The sequence below is a fragment of the Kordia sp. genome, from assembly GCF_965283645.1.
In the GTDB taxonomy this organism is placed as follows: Bacteria; Bacteroidota; Bacteroidia; order Flavobacteriales; family Flavobacteriaceae; genus Kordia.
Map to the genome: position 1 here is coordinate 3,417,333 of NZ_CBDIPG010000001.1, position 15,253 is coordinate 3,432,585.

Annotated in this window: 15 protein-coding genes; 10 read left to right on the top strand and 5 right to left on the bottom strand. The window is 33.7% G+C overall.

What is annotated here, in order from left to right; translation table 11 throughout:
* Positions 1 to 70: 70 nt before the first annotated feature.
* From ACQ654_RS15090 to ACQ654_RS15125, 8 genes are all read left to right on the top strand, one after another.
* Complete coding sequence (locus tag ACQ654_RS15090) at positions 71 to 1,672, top strand: hypothetical protein (RefSeq protein ID WP_430411173.1); 1,602 nt, start codon at positions 71 to 73, stop codon at positions 1,670 to 1,672.
* Entirely contained in the window at positions 1,672 to 2,679 is a 1,008-nt protein-coding gene (locus tag ACQ654_RS15095; RefSeq protein WP_430413030.1) for a vWA domain-containing protein, read from the top strand. Before ACQ654_RS15090 ends, ACQ654_RS15095 begins: the two co-directional genes overlap by 1 nt.
* Positions 2,680 to 2,778: 99 nt before the next feature.
* Positions 2,779 to 2,916, top strand: coding sequence for a hypothetical protein (locus tag ACQ654_RS15100; RefSeq protein ID WP_430411174.1), 138 nt, complete (start codon positions 2,779 to 2,781; stop codon positions 2,914 to 2,916).
* 1 nt (position 2,917) lies between these two features.
* Positions 2,918 to 3,952: a VWA domain-containing protein gene (locus ACQ654_RS15105; protein WP_430411175.1), complete on the top strand. Its 1,035-nt coding sequence runs from the start codon at positions 2,918 to 2,920 to the stop codon at positions 3,950 to 3,952.
* Positions 3,949 to 4,803, top strand: a complete 855-nt coding sequence (locus ACQ654_RS15110; RefSeq protein WP_430411176.1) for a tetratricopeptide repeat protein — start codon at positions 3,949 to 3,951, stop codon at positions 4,801 to 4,803. The genes ACQ654_RS15105 and ACQ654_RS15110 overlap by 4 nt, the downstream gene beginning before the upstream one ends.
* Before the next feature lie 42 nt (positions 4,804 to 4,845).
* Positions 4,846 to 6,615 carry a BatD family protein gene (locus ACQ654_RS15115; RefSeq protein ID WP_430411177.1) on the top strand — a complete coding sequence of 590 codons (1,770 nt, stop codon included), beginning with the start codon at positions 4,846 to 4,848 and terminating at the stop codon, positions 6,613 to 6,615.
* Positions 6,616 to 6,625: 10 nt separating this feature from the next.
* The gene (locus tag ACQ654_RS15120) at positions 6,626 to 7,387 is read left to right on the top strand and encodes a tetratricopeptide repeat protein (RefSeq protein WP_430411178.1); all 762 of its coding nucleotides are present in this window, start codon (positions 6,626 to 6,628) and stop codon (positions 7,385 to 7,387) included.
* Positions 7,388 to 7,479: 92 nt separating this feature from the next.
* Complete coding sequence (locus tag ACQ654_RS15125; RefSeq protein ID WP_430411179.1) at positions 7,480 to 9,345, top strand: SulP family inorganic anion transporter; 1,866 nt, start codon at positions 7,480 to 7,482, stop codon at positions 9,343 to 9,345.
* A 215-nt stretch (positions 9,346 to 9,560) separates the two neighbouring features.
* Here ACQ654_RS15125 and ACQ654_RS15130 read toward each other — a convergent pair whose 3' ends face one another.
* A complete protein-coding gene (locus ACQ654_RS15130) occupies positions 9,561 to 10,505 on the bottom strand; it encodes a nicotinic acid mononucleotide adenyltransferase (protein WP_430411180.1) in 945 nt (314 codons plus the stop codon).
* A gap of 128 nt (positions 10,506 to 10,633) precedes the next feature.
* Here ACQ654_RS15130 and ACQ654_RS15135 point away from each other — a divergent pair, with 128 nt between their 5' ends.
* The gene (locus tag ACQ654_RS15135) at positions 10,634 to 11,635 is read left to right on the top strand and encodes an NAD(P)H-dependent glycerol-3-phosphate dehydrogenase (protein WP_430411181.1); all 1,002 of its coding nucleotides are present in this window, start codon (positions 10,634 to 10,636) and stop codon (positions 11,633 to 11,635) included.
* 140 nt (positions 11,636 to 11,775) lie between these two features.
* On the opposite strand, the gene ACQ654_RS15140 is transcribed toward ACQ654_RS15135, so the two are convergent.
* The 3 genes from ACQ654_RS15140 to ACQ654_RS15150 form a co-directional block, all read right to left on the bottom strand.
* Positions 11,776 to 12,171 (bottom strand): hypothetical protein, encoded by a 396-nt coding sequence (locus ACQ654_RS15140; RefSeq protein WP_430411182.1) that lies wholly within the window; start codon positions 12,169 to 12,171, stop codon positions 11,776 to 11,778.
* A gap of 120 nt (positions 12,172 to 12,291) precedes the next feature.
* A complete protein-coding gene (pheS, locus tag ACQ654_RS15145; protein WP_430411183.1) occupies positions 12,292 to 13,311 on the bottom strand; it encodes a phenylalanine--tRNA ligase subunit alpha in 1,020 nt (339 codons plus the stop codon).
* 410 nt (positions 13,312 to 13,721) lie between these two features.
* On the bottom strand, positions 13,722 to 14,078 hold the full coding sequence (locus ACQ654_RS15150; RefSeq protein ID WP_430411184.1) for a hypothetical protein: 357 nt from the start codon (positions 14,076 to 14,078) through the stop codon (positions 13,722 to 13,724).
* Positions 14,079 to 14,197: 119 nt separating this feature from the next.
* Between ACQ654_RS15150 and ACQ654_RS15155 the strand changes: the two genes are divergently transcribed.
* Positions 14,198 to 14,734 carry a CvpA family protein gene (locus ACQ654_RS15155; protein ID WP_430411185.1) on the top strand — a complete coding sequence of 179 codons (537 nt, stop codon included), beginning with the start codon at positions 14,198 to 14,200 and terminating at the stop codon, positions 14,732 to 14,734.
* 185 nt (positions 14,735 to 14,919) lie between these two features.
* Here the strand turns inward: ACQ654_RS15155 and ACQ654_RS15160 are convergent, their stop codons facing one another.
* A complete protein-coding gene (locus ACQ654_RS15160; protein WP_430411186.1) occupies positions 14,920 to 15,042 on the bottom strand; it encodes a hypothetical protein in 123 nt (40 codons plus the stop codon).
* Positions 15,043 to 15,253 lie beyond the last annotated feature (211 nt).

Below are 15,253 nucleotides of genomic sequence, written 5' to 3' on the forward strand. Positions count from 1 at the left end.
AATGATGAATACTAAATTAAAAAGATGTACTGTGGTGTTTTCGATTGAAAAATTGAAGACATGCTTCTTTGTGTGCGCAGTTCTTTTTTCACTCGTTGTTCAAGCACAAAAAGTGGTAGCAGTTGTAGACTCTACACAGCTTAAAATTGGAGAAGAAATAAAGCTTTCAATTATAGTAGAAGCAGATTCAACGGCAAGTGTGGTATTTCCGCAAGAAGCAAATGAATTTCTTCCGTTAGAATTGTTAGAAGCTTATAAAGTAGATACTTTAAAAAAAGATACCAAATACAATCTGACAAGAAAATACGGACTCACGCAGTTCGATTCTGGCAACTATTACATTCCAAAGCAAAAAATACTTATCAACGAAAAACCATTCTATACAGATTCAATTCGAATTGCTGTGGCAGATGTTGCTGTAGATACATTGAAGCAGAAAATGTATGAAATTAAAGAATTGGTTTCGGTTGAAAAAGGAAGTAGCAATTGGTGGAAATGGTTTTTAGGAATTTTAGGAATTTTGGCAATATTTGGATTGTACTTTTACTATTTTGTATTTCAGCTTAAAGCGAAAAAGAAGAAGAAAAAGAAGAAAGAAATTCCACCTTACGATAGAGCTTTATTACAATTAAACGAATTGGATAACTCTACATTATTACTAAAATCGGAATACAAAGATTACTATTCTGAACTCACAAATATTGTACGTCAATATATAGAAGAAGAAGTACGAATTGATGCCTTGGAAAGTACAACGGAAGAACTCATCCGTAAAATTGAAGCACAAAAACAAGCTGGTTATTTAGATTTAAAAGAAGAAACAATTAAAAATCTAAAAAATGTATTGCAAACTGCCGATTTGGTAAAATTTGCAAAATCAAAACCAGATGATGCTGTCGTACAAGCCGATCGTAATTTGGTAGAACACATTGTTGTGGAAACCAAAGAAGCGGTTCCAGAAATTTCAGAAGAAGAACTCAGAAAAGACGAAGAATATAAATTACGACTGTTAGAAGAACAGCGTAAAAAAAGACGTTTCAGAAATGCAGCCATTGGAATTGTTGCTATGATTATCACTTTTGGAGGACTAATTGGGTATGCAACATTATCTTATGTAAAAGAAAACACATACATCGGTCATTCAATGGACGATTTAATAAATGGCGATTGGGTTACAAGTGAATATGGTATATCAGGATTTACCATTGCAACACCGCAAGTGTTAGAACGTGTCAGTCCAATACAAAAATCAGACACTATAAAATCGCCTGTTAACTCAGAAATATTTCAATATCAAAGCTATTTAGCACCACTTGCAATCAACTTGGAAACGTTGACATTTACAAAACAAATAGATATCACGGCTGATCAAATTGTGGAACAAATTCTAAAACAATACGAACAAGCAGGAACAACTGAAATTGTTGTAAAACGGGACGAATACGAATCGCCACGTGGTATAAAAGGTCTCAGAATGTATGGAGCAGCAACATTTAATGATGTGCAAAATCCGTTAGGAACATCGCAAAGAAGAGCGTATGAAGTATACATTTTTGAAGAAGGTATTGGTATTCAAATTCTACGTATCATGTATGCAGAAAATGACGAAGAAGGAAAAAAAGTATTGGATAGAATCCTCAACTCAATAACACAAATAGAAGAACAAAAATGATGTTAGAAAATTACACTTTTGCACATCCACAATTCTTTTGGTTGTTATTGGCATTACCATTAGCAATTGCTTGGTATATATGGAAAAAACCAAAACAAATGGCATCTGTAAAAATGTCAAGTTTGCAAGGTTTCAAAGCCACACCAAGTATATTGCCAAAATTGAAACCAATACTATTTGGATTGCGTTTACTAGCAATAATTTCATTAATCGTTGCTATTGCACGACCACAAATAAAAGAAGTATCCACGCGTGTCAAAACCAATAACGGAATTGACATTGTCATGGCAATTGATGTTTCGGCAAGTATGTTATCGAAAGATTTAAAACCAAATCGATTAACAGCATTGAAAGAAGTAGCATCAGAATTCATTGATGGACGACCAAGTGATCGTATCGGGTTAGTGGTATATGCAGGAGAAAGTTTTACAAAAACACCTATTACGACAGATAAAAACATCATTCAAACCGCGTTAAGAGGTATTAAATACGAATATGGTGAATTGGTTGGTGGAACTGCCATTGGTATGGGATTGGCAACAGCGGTAAACCGTTTAAAAGATAGCGACACCAAAAGCAAAGTCATTATATTATTGACAGACGGAGTGAACAATGCAGGTTTTATTGAACCGCAAATTGCTTCCGAATTGGCAGTAGAATACGGCATAAAAGTATATACGATTGGAATTGGAACCAACGGAATGGCGCCAACTCCTATAAGAATCAACCCTGATGGAACTCTAATGTTTAGAAACATGCAAGTAACTATTGATGAAGAGTTACTAAAACAAATTGCAGCGACCACAGGCGGAAAATATTTTAGAGCAACCAACAGTAAAAAATTGGCACAGATTTATGAAGAAATCAACAAGCTCGAAAAAACAGAAATAGAAGAATTTAGATATACAAATTATGATGAAAAATATAGAATATTTGTACTATTTGCAGGACTCTTATTATTGTTAGAAATGATATTGAGAAAAACCATTTTTAGAAGTTTTATCTAAATATGGAAACAAAAGGAATCATCATTGTAGCAAGTGCTAGAAGTAATGGAAACACACATTTCATAGCTACAGCATTGCAACAAAAAACAAGGTTTTGAAATGCCTTTTATAGAAAGTGCCAACTATTTAGGTATGAATTATAAAGGACATATTCATACATGGATTGAAGATAAAAAAATAACAGAAGAAGTACAGCAAAGCATCACAAACTTTGCAAATCAATTGAAGCAGAAATAACATGCTAGAAGAAAAAAAATATTTTTACGTACTCATTATCATACCAATTGTGGTATTGGTATTTCTACTCCTGCAACTTTGGAAACGAAGCGCGCAGCGTAAATTTGCCGATAAACAATTGTTAGAACGATTGAGTCCAGAAAAATCTATTTTCAAGCCAATCTTAAAACTGACAATTTGGTGTTTGGCAATAGCTTCACTAACGGTTGCATTGGTAAATCCGAAAATTGGAACAAAACTTGAAACGATAAAACGTGAAGGAGTTGATATTGTATTTGCCGTAGATGTATCTAAAAGTATGTTGGCAGAAGACATATCACCAAGCCGATTGGACAAATCGAAACGTATTGTTTCTGAAATTATCAACAAGCTTGGAAGCGATCGTATCGGAATTATCGCGTATGCGGGAAGAGCAGTGCCACAATTGCCAATTACAACTGATTTTTCAGCGGCAAAAATGTTCTTATCAAACCTAAACACAAACATGCTTTCCTCACAAGGAACAGCAATTGATGATGCCATTCGTTTGGCAAAAACATACTATGACGATGTGGAACAAACCAATAGAGTATTGGTTATTATTTCAGATGGAGAAGATCATACAGGTGGTGCAGGAAAAATTGCAGAAGAAGCAACCAAAGAAGGAATTAAAACCTATACAATTGGTGTTGGAACCGTAAAAGGTGGGCCAATTCCAATAAAAAGAAGAGGAATTACAGAATCATATAAGCGCGATTTACAAGGTGAAGTTGTCATTACAAAACTGAACGAAAAAACATTGCAAGACATTGCATCGGAAGGAAATGGCGAATATATTGATGGAGCAAATACAGAAGCGGCAGTTGAGTTTATTACAAACCGATTAAACGCTATGGACAAAACAGAATTTGAAGCAAAAAAGTTTTCTGAATACCAAGACCAATTTCAATGGTTTCTTGGGTTGGGAATCTTTTTATTACTGTTAGATATATTTCTATTAGAAAGAAAAACAGCGTGGTTGCAAAAGTTGAATTTATTTAATGAAAAAGAATCATGAAACAAGTAAAACACATATTTATATTACTATGTACAGTTTCGATTGCGTTTGCGCAAAACAAAGAAGCGGAGCAGATAAAGCAAGAATCGAATCGGTTTACATACAAAGCCAATCAGGCATTGAAGGAAAATAGTTTTTCGGATGCGGAAGCGGAATACCGAAAAGCAATCTCAAAAGATGGCGAAAACGCAGCAGCAAAGTACAATTTAGGAAATGCATACTATACAAATGAAAGCTATACGGAAGCATTTAAAAGGTATAAGCAAGCTTCTGAAGTTGCGTTGACGAAAGCTGAAAAACACAGCGCATATCATAACATGGGAAATATTTTCATGAAAAACAAAGAATACGAAAAAGCGGTTGCGGCATACAAAAATGCACTTCGAAACAATCCAACGGACGATGAAACTCGGTACAATCTGGCTTTAGCCAAAGACATGTTAGAGAAAAATCCGCCGAAAGACGATCAAGATAAAGAAGACAAAGACAAGAAAGACCAAAAGAAGGAAGACGAAGACAAAAAGGATAACGAAGACAAGAAAGATAATAAGGATAAAAACAAAGACGAAGGCGATAAGGAGAAAGATAAAGGCGGAAAAGACGATAAAGACAAAGACGGAGAAGGCGATAAGGAAAAAGAGAAGAACAAAAAAGACAATAAAAACGATACGGAAAATGCTGATCAGAAAGATGATAAAAAACAACAACAGCAACCAAAGCCAAATCAGTTGTCGCCGCAACAAATAAAGAGTTTGCTGCAAGCTATGAACAATGCCGAAAAGAAAACGCAGGACAAACTCAATGAGAAAAAAGGAAAAGCTATCAAAGTGAAGGCTGAAAAAGATTGGTAATCATTTACATATTATAAAAACGAAAAAAGTTCGTTACAATACATGAAAACAAAAACATACATAGTTACATTCATATACTTGCTATTCGCAAGTTTCTTGTCGGCTCAGGTTACGTTTGAAACCAAAGTGAGTAAAAAGAAGCTAGGCGTTAACGAGCGCTTACGTGTAGACTTTGAAATGGATCAAGATGGTGACAACTTTACGGCACCAAAATTCAATGGATTTCGTATTACTGCTGGCCCCATACAATCTATGAATCATGTTTGGAACAATGGGCAGAAATCATTTTCAAAAACATACACATATTTTTTACAACCAACTGACGAAGGAAAATTTACCATCAAACAAGCAAAAATAGAAATTGATGGGCAAATTTATAAAACGCAACCAGTAGTAATTCAAGTTACAAAAGCAGTTGCCAAAGATAAAGATGGAAACAATTCGGACTATGTAATTTCTGAAGGATTGCACTTGGTCACAGAAATATCTAACAGTAAACCTTACCTAAACGAACCTGTAACGGTTTCGTATAAATTATACGTAAAACCAGGTATCAACGTAAGTGATTACAGAGAACTTGGAAAACCAACATTCAACAACTTTTGGAGTCAAAATATTGAAACACGAATCAAAGCAGAAAGAGGAACGTATAAAGGCGAACAATATTCATATGTAATATTAAAGCGATTTGTATTATATCCACAAAAAACAGGAAAACAAGTTATTGAACCCTTCTCTATTGATGTGCAAGTTTCTGTACCAACCAAAAGAAGATCGGTATTTGGAAGACAATATGAAACAGTGCATAAAACAGTTTCATCCTCACGCCGAACAGTAAATGTACAAGCATTACCAGAAGCAGGAAAACCAGCAGATTTTGGTGGCGCAGTTGGTGATTTTGATTTTGCAGTAACGACAAGTAAAACGTCATTAAACGCTACCGAATCATTGCAAGCAACAGTAGAAGTTTCTGGAAAAGGGAATTTAAAACTATTTGAATTGCCAAAACTAAACTTGCCGAGTTCGTTAGAAGTATATGATCCTGAATTTACTGAAAAAGTTTCTACACGAATTAGCGGAATGCAAGGTAGAATTTCCGATAGTTACACGGTTGTACCACAATACAAAGGAAAATATCCAATTCCGAGTATTTCCTTCTCATATTTTGATCCGAAAGCAAAAAAGTACAAGACACTCAACTCTGACGAAATTGTCATTGATGTAATTGGAGGTCCTGTAAATACAGCTACAGCTTCAACTGATACAACTCAAAATACAACACAGAAACAGTTAGTTACGTCAAATGGTGCACGATTCCGATTCTTGAAAACAAATACAAAATTAGTTTCTGGCAAAGCAACCGATTTCTTTAAATCGAACTTATTCTACGGATTGCTTTTTGGACCTTTTCTATTCATTCCAATCATATTATTAGTGCGAAGAAAGAAGAGAGCGTTTGACAATGATATTCAAGGAAACAAAACACGAACGGCAAATCGTTTGGCAAAGAAATATCTATCAGAAGCTAAAAAACGTTTGGGCGAAAAAGAAGCATTTTATGAAGTACTAGAACGTGCATTGCATAACTATTTACGTGCCAAACTCAGCATAGAAACTTCTGAATTTAGTAAAGAAAAAATAAATCAATTACTTACACAACGTAGTGTGAAAGAAGAAACAATTGGCGATTTTATCACGCTTTTAGAAAGTTGTGAATTTGCACGATACACACCAGCTTCTAACGTAACCATTAACAAAGATTACGAAAAAGCAGTATTAACAATTTCGCAAATTGATAAACAAATAAAGTAACTAGAAAGAGATGAAAACCAAGCTAACATACATACTTCTCGTGTTCATTTCTAGTTTAACACTAGCATTTGGACAAGAAAATTCTGCGGTATTCAATTCGGCAAACGAAGCGTATAACAAAGGAAATTATGAGGAAGCCATTACACAATACAAATCGATTTTAGATTCAGGTGAATATTCTGCTGAGGTTTATTACAATTTGGCAAATGCATACTACAAAACCAACGTAATTGGTCCAAGTATTTACTATTTTGAAAAAGCATTACAGCTTTCGCCGAATGATGACGATATTCTAAATAATTTGAGTTTTGCTAGAAATATGACGATTGATGCCATTGAACCATTACCAAAAACACAGCTCTCAAAATTCGTTGGAAACATTACCGAAAAATTTTCATACGATCAATGGGCTTGGATTGCGGTACTATTTGGGTTTCTTTGTGTACTTTCTTTTTTATTATATCAATTTGCATATCGAAGTTTGCAAAAGCGAATCTATTTCCTAATCAGTTTTATTACATTGATTTTTATGTTTGGAACTGTTGCCGTTGCGTATCAACAATATGAAAAAGCACAACAAGATCGTCCAGCTATAATATTTGCAACAGAAACTACAGTAAAAGCAGAACCAAATTTACGCAGTGACGCTGTATTTACACTACATGAAGGAACAAAAGTACAAGTGCTTGATACGGTAGGCGATTGGAAAAAAATACGTTTGATTGATGGAAAAATTGGTTGGATTATTGCCGAAGATGTCAATGAATTATAAAAAAAAATGTGCTAACTTTTTAGCATTATAAATATCCCATTAAAAAAAATACATACTTAAAATATCAAGTGTGTAACAACTGAAACTAACACATGAAAAATTTATTTTCTAATCTCAAAGGCGATGCTTTTGGAGGAATTACTGCCGGAATTGTTGCTTTACCGTTAGCTTTAGCGTTTGGAGTTTCTTCAGGATTAGGTCCAAGTGCTGGATTATATGGTGCTATTTTTATTGGATTCTTTGCCGCTTTATTTGGCGGAACCAATACACAAATTTCGGGTCCAACTGCGCCAATGACCGCTGTAAGTATGGTTGTTATTGCAGGAATTGTTGCCACAAACGAAGGTGACATTGAAAAAGCACTTCCAGCAATTTTAACCGTTTTCCTCTTAGCAGGATTATTCCAAGTTGGTTTGGGAGCATTAGGTTTGGGAAAATACATAAAATACATTCCGTATCCCGTGGTTTCAGGCTTTATGACGGCTATTGGTGTCATCATATTAATTACGCAAATTCTACCTTCTATCGGATATTACCCAAAAGAAGATATGGATTATGTGAATAAATTTAAACCACAAGCGGAAGAAGTTATACTAGAAGGAATTTTACGAGACGAGCAAAACAAAGGAATTCTTGTATTGGAAGATTTCAAAGAAACCATTGAAAGAGCAAAGCAAATCTCCCAGGATGATATTTTAAAAGAATCAAAAACACTAGCTAAAAACAATGCTTCAGGCGTTATAGGCGCTTTAAAAGTATTGCCACGTGCGCTTAAAAATATCAATTGGTTGGAAGTATTACTTGCTTTAGGAACCATTTTTATCATTTACGGTTTTAAACGGATTACAAAAATCGTCCCAAGTACGCTGGTGGCACTCGTCGTCATGTCGGGAATAGCGTTTGGTTTCGGGTTAGATTATCGATCCATCGAAAAAATTACTGGCGATTTTCCTTTACCAAATATGGAAATCTTTACAAGTTTTAGTCTCGGAAGCATTACACCATACATATTTACTGCGTTAACTTTAGCTCTTTTAGGCGCAATTGATTCTTTGTTAACAAGTGTTGTGGCGGATAATATGACCAAAACAAAACACAAACCGAATAAAGAATTAATAGGACAAGGAATTGGAAACTCTATTGCCGCTATATTTGGAGGAATTCCAGGTGCAGGTGCAACAATTAGAACTGTGGTAAATATAAATTCTGGAGGAAAAACAAAGCTTTCAGGAATGATTGCAGGTGTTTTGTTATTAATTATTTTATTAGCATTAGGGCCAGTTGCATCACAAATTCCAGCCGCAGTATTAGCAGGAATTTTAATTACCGTTGGTATTGGTGTAATGGATTATAAAGGCTTGAAAGCGATTCCAAGTTTGCCAAAAGATATCAAATTAGGACCTTTAAAATTAAGTTCGGAAGTATTGATAATGTTGATTGTTCTTGGACTTTCTACTTTCTGGGATTTAATCTATGCCGTAGGAATTGGATTGGTAATTGCTTCTTTAATGTTTATGAAAAAAATTGGAGATATTACCGCAAGAGGTTCAGACATTAAAAGCTTGCGGGAAGAAGTTTGGGATGATGAAATTGATTTCCCTGAAAATTTAAAAGAAGAAGTCTTTATCAAACACATAAAAGGACCATTATTTTTTGGATCTACAAGTGAAATTCAGGCGTTAGCCAAACAATTGCCAGAAACTGCTCGTACCGTGATTATTCGTATGGGAAGAATGCAATATATTGATCAATCAGGATTGTATGCTTTGGAAGATATTTTGATCGATTTAAAAAGTGATGGACGCAAAGTATTATTTGTGAACATTCCGAAACAGCCAAAATACATGATGGAACGTATTGACATTATTCCAGATTTAATTCCGGAAGAAGATTGTTTCAAATCGTTTGAAAAATGTTTAAAATGGATTAAAGCTAACGTAGAAGATACGGTTCATTAAGAATAATATACAGACATATAAAAACCCACTTCACTTGTTATGGTTGAGTGGGTTTTTTACTTATGATTATTCTACATCAAAATTAATTCAACTAGCACTATTATGTTCATCCTTTGGACTTCACAATAGTAAGTTTCATTAAAAAAGAAACAGTTTCTACACGAATGTAAAAACTGTTTCTAAACTAAATAACCAACCAAAGTCTTTGTATTTTATTACTTTTTAAAGTCGTCCTTATTGAACACTTTATTTTTTATTCTTTTACGTTTTTTGTCTGTTTGCTTCAACTTTGTTGAGCTTCCATCTGTAGATGGACGTAAATACTGAATGTATACTCTTCCTTCAAATTCATAGGTTGTTCCAGAATCTGGGTGAAACAATTGTATGGTTCCGTCATCTATAACGCTCAATTCAAAATATTCATTGTCTAGGTAATCATAATCTAATGTTAAAACTTTTAAATACGGATCGTCTTGTACGTCGTATATGGTATAAATTCCTTCGTAGTCATACACTAAGTTTGCAATTGGTGTATCAACCGTATCTCTAGACGATAGGAATGTGTCATCATTTCCACCTGCTAAAAACGTTAAGAAATTTTCTTCATCAAAAGCATTTAACATTCCAGCCTGACTGGTAAATACTTTTTTCCAAGCTGTAAATTCTTGTAAGAAGTAATGAATGTTATCATAGAATACGAAATCGTAATCAAAATTTGAACGTTGGTAACCTGTTAGGTAATAACTCGTATTTGTTGACGTATCAACCAAGCGAATTCTATTAGTTCCTAATTGATCTACACGTAATGGATAATAGCCATCAATATCGTGATCAATATCTACATAAGTAAAATCTGTTCCGTACGCACCAACATCAATTCCGTAACCATTTCCGTTGTTTCCAATTCCTGAGATGTTGTTATTTGCATAAAATATTCCATTTCTGAATGAAACTGTAAATGCACGTTCTAAAAAAGGAACTTCTCCATTTCCTGTAGTTTCATTAATGTTTACATACCAAAGTTCGTATGAATCTAACAGTTGAGCCAAACTAATGCCTGGTTCGTCTATGATAGAATCTTCTACTAATACTTCAGTATAACATGAACTAAGTAGTGTACTAAATAGTGTAATCGATAAGAGTAGTTTTAGCGTCTTCATAAGCCAATCGTTTTAATGTTGATATAAAACTACTTTCAAAACATGTGCCAAAATAGTAAGCTCCTGATTTTCAGACATACGCTAAGAGTAATATTTTACGTATTTTTGATTTATAGAATATTTATTTTATGGACAAAGAATTAAAATATGCTGTTTTTGGTGCTGGAAGTTGGGCAACCGCAATTGTAAAAATGTTGTGTGAAAATCTAGATGAAGTTGGTTGGTACATGCGAAGCGTTTATACAAAAGAGCATTTGCTAAAAGAACAGCACAATCCTAGTTATTTGAGTTCGGTTGAGTTTAATATTGATAAGCTAAAACTTAGCAATGATATTAATGAAATTGCCAATTATGCAGACGTTTTAATTTTTGTAATTCCATCTGCTTTTATTTATGGAGAATTGCAAAAACTTACAGTAGATATTTCAGAAAAAACGGTGGTTTCTGCTGTAAAAGGAATTATTCCAGAAACTGGATTGTTGGTTGGCGAACATCTTCATGATGAGTATAAAATTCCATTTGAAAATATTGCAGTCATTGCCGGACCATGTCATGCAGAGGAAGTGGCTTTGGAACGGTTATCATATTTAACAATTTCGTGTGCAGATGAAGCAAAAGCACAAGCTATTGCCAATCAATTATCAAGTAGTTATATCAAAACAAAAATTAGTGATGATGTTATAGGTACGGAATATGCTGTAATGTTGAAAAATATTTATGCTATTGCTGCCGGAATTGCACACGGATTGGGTTATGGCGATAATTTCCAAAGTGTGTTGATGAGTAATGCTATTCGCGAAATGAAACGCTTCATTAAAAAAGTACATAAGATGAAACGTAACATTAATAATTCTGCTTATTTGGGCGATTTATTGGTAACTGGATATTCTGTTTTTTCTAGAAATCGAATGTTCGGTAATATGGTTGGAAAAGGCTACACGGTAAAATCTGCACAAATGGAGATGAATATGGTTGCTGAAGGTTATTATGCTACCAATAGTGCGTATTTGTTGAATCAGAAGAATGATAAAAAAACAAACATGCCAATTATTGATGCAGTTTACGCGATTTTATATCAGAATAAAGATCCGAAAAAAGTATTTAATAAATTAACGGATAAGTTGGATTGATTTTAATGTGTCAATTTGATGATTTGAAAATGTATCAATGACAAGTATGTTGAAATCTAGATTGAAAGATTACTACTTACAAAAAACTAACCTACTAAAATACTAAGAGCAAAGCGATACCAAAGCCAAGCGTCTCTAAATTACTTTACTAAAATTCCTTTGGTGTTCATTAATGGAATTGGTTGAAATGCATTTTTATTGATGGTATTTTTTCTAAAAAGGTACTTTTTATCGTACATTTTTCCATCTTCAAAAAAAGTAACGCTGAATTCATTGTTTAATGCAAAAACATCTTCTTGCAACCATTCTGCTTTTGCGTATGATTTTGCAGGTAATTTGTCCAATTTATGACGCATTACGGAAGTTTCTCTTTCCGCATCATATCCACGAGTAACAATCAATATCATGTCTAAATCAACATCTTTTTCATTGATGATATAGGCATTCCAATCTTCAGTTTTGTAGATTTCGTTGTACTCTTGTACAATAGCCATATACACGCCTTCTACCTTTGGAATTTCAATATCTTTTTTCATATTTAATTACTGATAAAGTTCTTAAACTCCGTCATTGCGAGACTTTGATAAAAGTTGTGGCAATCTGTTTTATGATAGCAGATTACTTCGTCGCAAACTCCTTGTAATGACGTTATATTGTTATAAAGCAGATTTGAATTGCGATAAGAAACGCACATCATTTTCGCTTAACAAACGAATGTCTGAAATTTGGTGTAGTAACATTGCAATACGATCAATTCCGACACCAAATGCAAATCCTGAATATTCTGTTGGGTCAATTCCGCAATTTGTCAACACATTCGGATCTACCATTCCGCAACCACCAATTTCCAGCCAACCCGTTCCTTTGGTGATTTTGTAATCGGTTTCTGTTTCCAATCCCCAATACACATCAATTTCTGCGCTTGGTTCTGTAAACGGAAAATACGACGGACGCAATCTAATTTTAGATTTTCCGAACATTTCTTTTGTGAAATATTGTAGTGTTTGCTTTAAGTCTGCAAAACTTACTTCTTTGTCAATATACAATCCTTCAATTTGATGAAAAAAGCAGTGAGAACGTGCCGAAATCGCTTCATTACGATATACTCTTCCTGGAGATATTGTACGAATTGGCGGTTGGTTGTTTTCCATGTATCGAACTTGCACTGAGCTTGTGTGCGTTCGTAATAATATATCTGGATTTGTTTGAATGAAAAACGTATCCTGCATATCGCGTGCTGGATGATATTCAGGAAGGTTCAAGGCTGTAAAGTTGTGCCAATCGTCTTCAATTTCTGGGCCTTCTGAAACATTGAATCCTATACGTGCAAATATATCTGTAATTTGATTCTTTACTAATGAAATCGGGTGACGCGCACCAATTTCAATCGGTTCAGCCGGACGTGTTAAATCGCCATATACACCTTTTTCTTCCGCATTGTTTTCCAATACTTCTTTTAAGGCATTTACTTTGTCTTGGGCAACCGTTTTTAGTTTGTTTATCGTTTGTCCAAATTCTTTCTTTTGTTCATTCGGAACATTCTTAAACTCAGCAAAAAATTCATTCAACAATCCTTTTTTACCTAAGTATTTAATTCTGAAGTTTTCAATATCTTCTTTTGCTTGTGTCGAAAACTTTTCGATCTCCGAAATATGTTCCTTGATCTTATCTATCATGACGATATTCTTGATTTAGCTTGCAAATTTAGGAAAAACTAGCACATACTAATAATCATTTAAAATAAACTAATGTAAGTTTTAAATATTTTTTTAATTATTTAGCAAAATGTAACATAAACTACTGGTGTTCAGTTTTTATTATTTTCGTTTTCTTTACTTTCCCAAAGAATACTGAATCAAGTTCAGTACAGGCTTCACAAAAGAAAGGGAATTTTTAGTTCATGCATTCTTATTTTATACTTTGGTATTCATGAATGCAAAGCATTTCCAGAGGTATTTTTAGTTTTTCTACCGAAAACTAAAACCGCAATCATTTTCCTAAATTTTTTCCAAGGTTTCAAAAATTCTTAACGGAAAACAATCGCTATACTGCGGAAAAAAAAGCTACTTACGAGAAATTTTGATGTTTATTGAATGTATTCCTTTTCTAAAAAATAGTTGACAATGGCTTCTTTCATTAAAACGGTTTGTTCTCCAGCTTTTAATACGGGTAAAGCTTCTTTGAATTTGTAATGTGGCCAACCGTCATCATCAAAATAATCAAATTCGTAATAACCATACGGTTCTAACAAGCGACAAATAGCAATATGCATCAAGTTTACTTTTTCGTCTTTTTTGAACGTTTTGTGTATTTGACCCAATTCTTGAACACCAATTAAATAGATAATTGCATCTAAATCTAACGTATCACCTTCTGCAAATTGATGCGTTAATTTATCAACCACATTGTTCCATCGTTCCTTTAATTGTTCGTCTCTTGCCATTGTTTTACTCTTTTTCAGTTGCAAAGGTACTTAGTTTCATACGAATGATATGTATTTGTTCGTTATTTAAAAAAGGTTTTTATTTAGAGAAACTTTATATTTGTTAAAACTCGATTTACATGAACTTTATTGACATCATTTTGGGCGGACTTCTTTTGTTTGGATTTGTGCGCGGACTCATGAAAGGACTTTTTGTAGAAGTAGCTTCGTTGGTTGCTTTGATTGCAGGCGTTTATGGAGCAATTCACTTTTCGTATTATGCAGGTGATTTTTTGAGTGATCAGTTTGAAACTTGGAATGAAAAATATATCAATTTAGCCGCATTTGCAATTACGTTTGTGGTAATTTTAGTAGCAATTACACTGTTTGGAAAGCTGTTGACAAAGATTGCCGATTTTGCATCGTTAGGTATTTTGAATAAGTTACTTGGTGGTGTTTTTGGCGGATTGAAAGTTGCCGTAATGTTAGGTGCTGTATTGGTTTTCTTTGATAGAACAAATAACACGATGGAGTTTGTTGCAAAGGAAAAAATTGATGATTCTATTTTGTATGAACCTGTAAAAGAGATTGGTGGATTTGTGTTTGCGTATGTTTTGAAAGAAACAGAACAACAAGAAGAAGACGAACAAGAAACGACACCAACAACTGAAAATTAATTATTAGTATTATGTGTGAAAAATGTGCAAATCCTGAAATAAAACATCATCCTGAGCATGAAGGTGTAAAACCTTTTCAAAAGAAGCTTAATAGCAATATGTTAAAAGGAAAGATGAAAATGAAAAAAGTTGTCAAGTAACTACCTAACAACTTTCTATACTTTTGAAATACGATTCTTAAAAATCTATTCTACAACTTCTGTTTCAGAAGTCATTCCGGCCATACTTCCACCTTTTATCAATTTTGTTTGATGAACGACTTGAATACTTTCTTCGTTTTTGATTTCTTCTATGCTACGTTTTTTCATGATTGAAATTTTAAGGATTCATATTAAATTATTCTTTTAAATATACAAAATAATAAGCGTTCATTTTTCAATATCTAAATCTTTTACATCCTACTATTAAAGATATCTAATTGAATTTGAGGCTTCAAAAAACCTTTTACTGCAACTACTGGAGCTACTCGGATAACACAAGTGTTATTTGACAAAAAAGTGCGTATTTGCACTCTCTAAC

Coding starts and splice junctions, on each gene's coding strand:
- ACQ654_RS15155 (WP_430411185.1), top strand. CDS start 14,198: ATGAACTTTATTGACATCATTTTGGGCGGACTTCTTTTGTTTGGATTT.
- ACQ654_RS15135 (WP_430411181.1), top strand. CDS start 10,634: ATGGACAAAGAATTAAAATATGCTGTTTTTGGTGCTGGAAGTTGGGCA.
- ACQ654_RS15115 (WP_430411177.1), top strand. CDS start 4,846: ATGAAAACAAAAACATACATAGTTACATTCATATACTTGCTATTCGCA.
- ACQ654_RS15095 (WP_430413030.1), top strand. CDS start 1,672: ATGTTAGAAAATTACACTTTTGCACATCCACAATTCTTTTGGTTGTTA.
- pheS (WP_430411183.1), bottom strand. CDS start 13,311: ATGATAGATAAGATCAAGGAACATATTTCGGAGATCGAAAAGTTTTCG.
- ACQ654_RS15105 (WP_430411175.1), top strand. CDS start 2,918: ATGCTAGAAGAAAAAAAATATTTTTACGTACTCATTATCATACCAATT.
- ACQ654_RS15140 (WP_430411182.1), bottom strand. CDS start 12,171: ATGAAAAAAGATATTGAAATTCCAAAGGTAGAAGGCGTGTATATGGCT.
- ACQ654_RS15120 (WP_430411178.1), top strand. CDS start 6,626: ATGAAAACCAAGCTAACATACATACTTCTCGTGTTCATTTCTAGTTTA.
- ACQ654_RS15110 (WP_430411176.1), top strand. CDS start 3,949: ATGAAACAAGTAAAACACATATTTATATTACTATGTACAGTTTCGATT.
- ACQ654_RS15150 (WP_430411184.1), bottom strand. CDS start 14,078: ATGGCAAGAGACGAACAATTAAAGGAACGATGGAACAATGTGGTTGAT.
- ACQ654_RS15125 (WP_430411179.1), top strand. CDS start 7,480: ATGAAAAATTTATTTTCTAATCTCAAAGGCGATGCTTTTGGAGGAATT.
- ACQ654_RS15160 (WP_430411186.1), bottom strand. CDS start 15,042: ATGAAAAAACGTAGCATAGAAGAAATCAAAAACGAAGAAAGTATTCAA.
- ACQ654_RS15100 (WP_430411174.1), top strand. CDS start 2,779: ATGCCTTTTATAGAAAGTGCCAACTATTTAGGTATGAATTATAAAGGA.
- ACQ654_RS15130 (WP_430411180.1), bottom strand. CDS start 10,505: ATGAAGACGCTAAAACTACTCTTATCGATTACACTATTTAGTACACTA.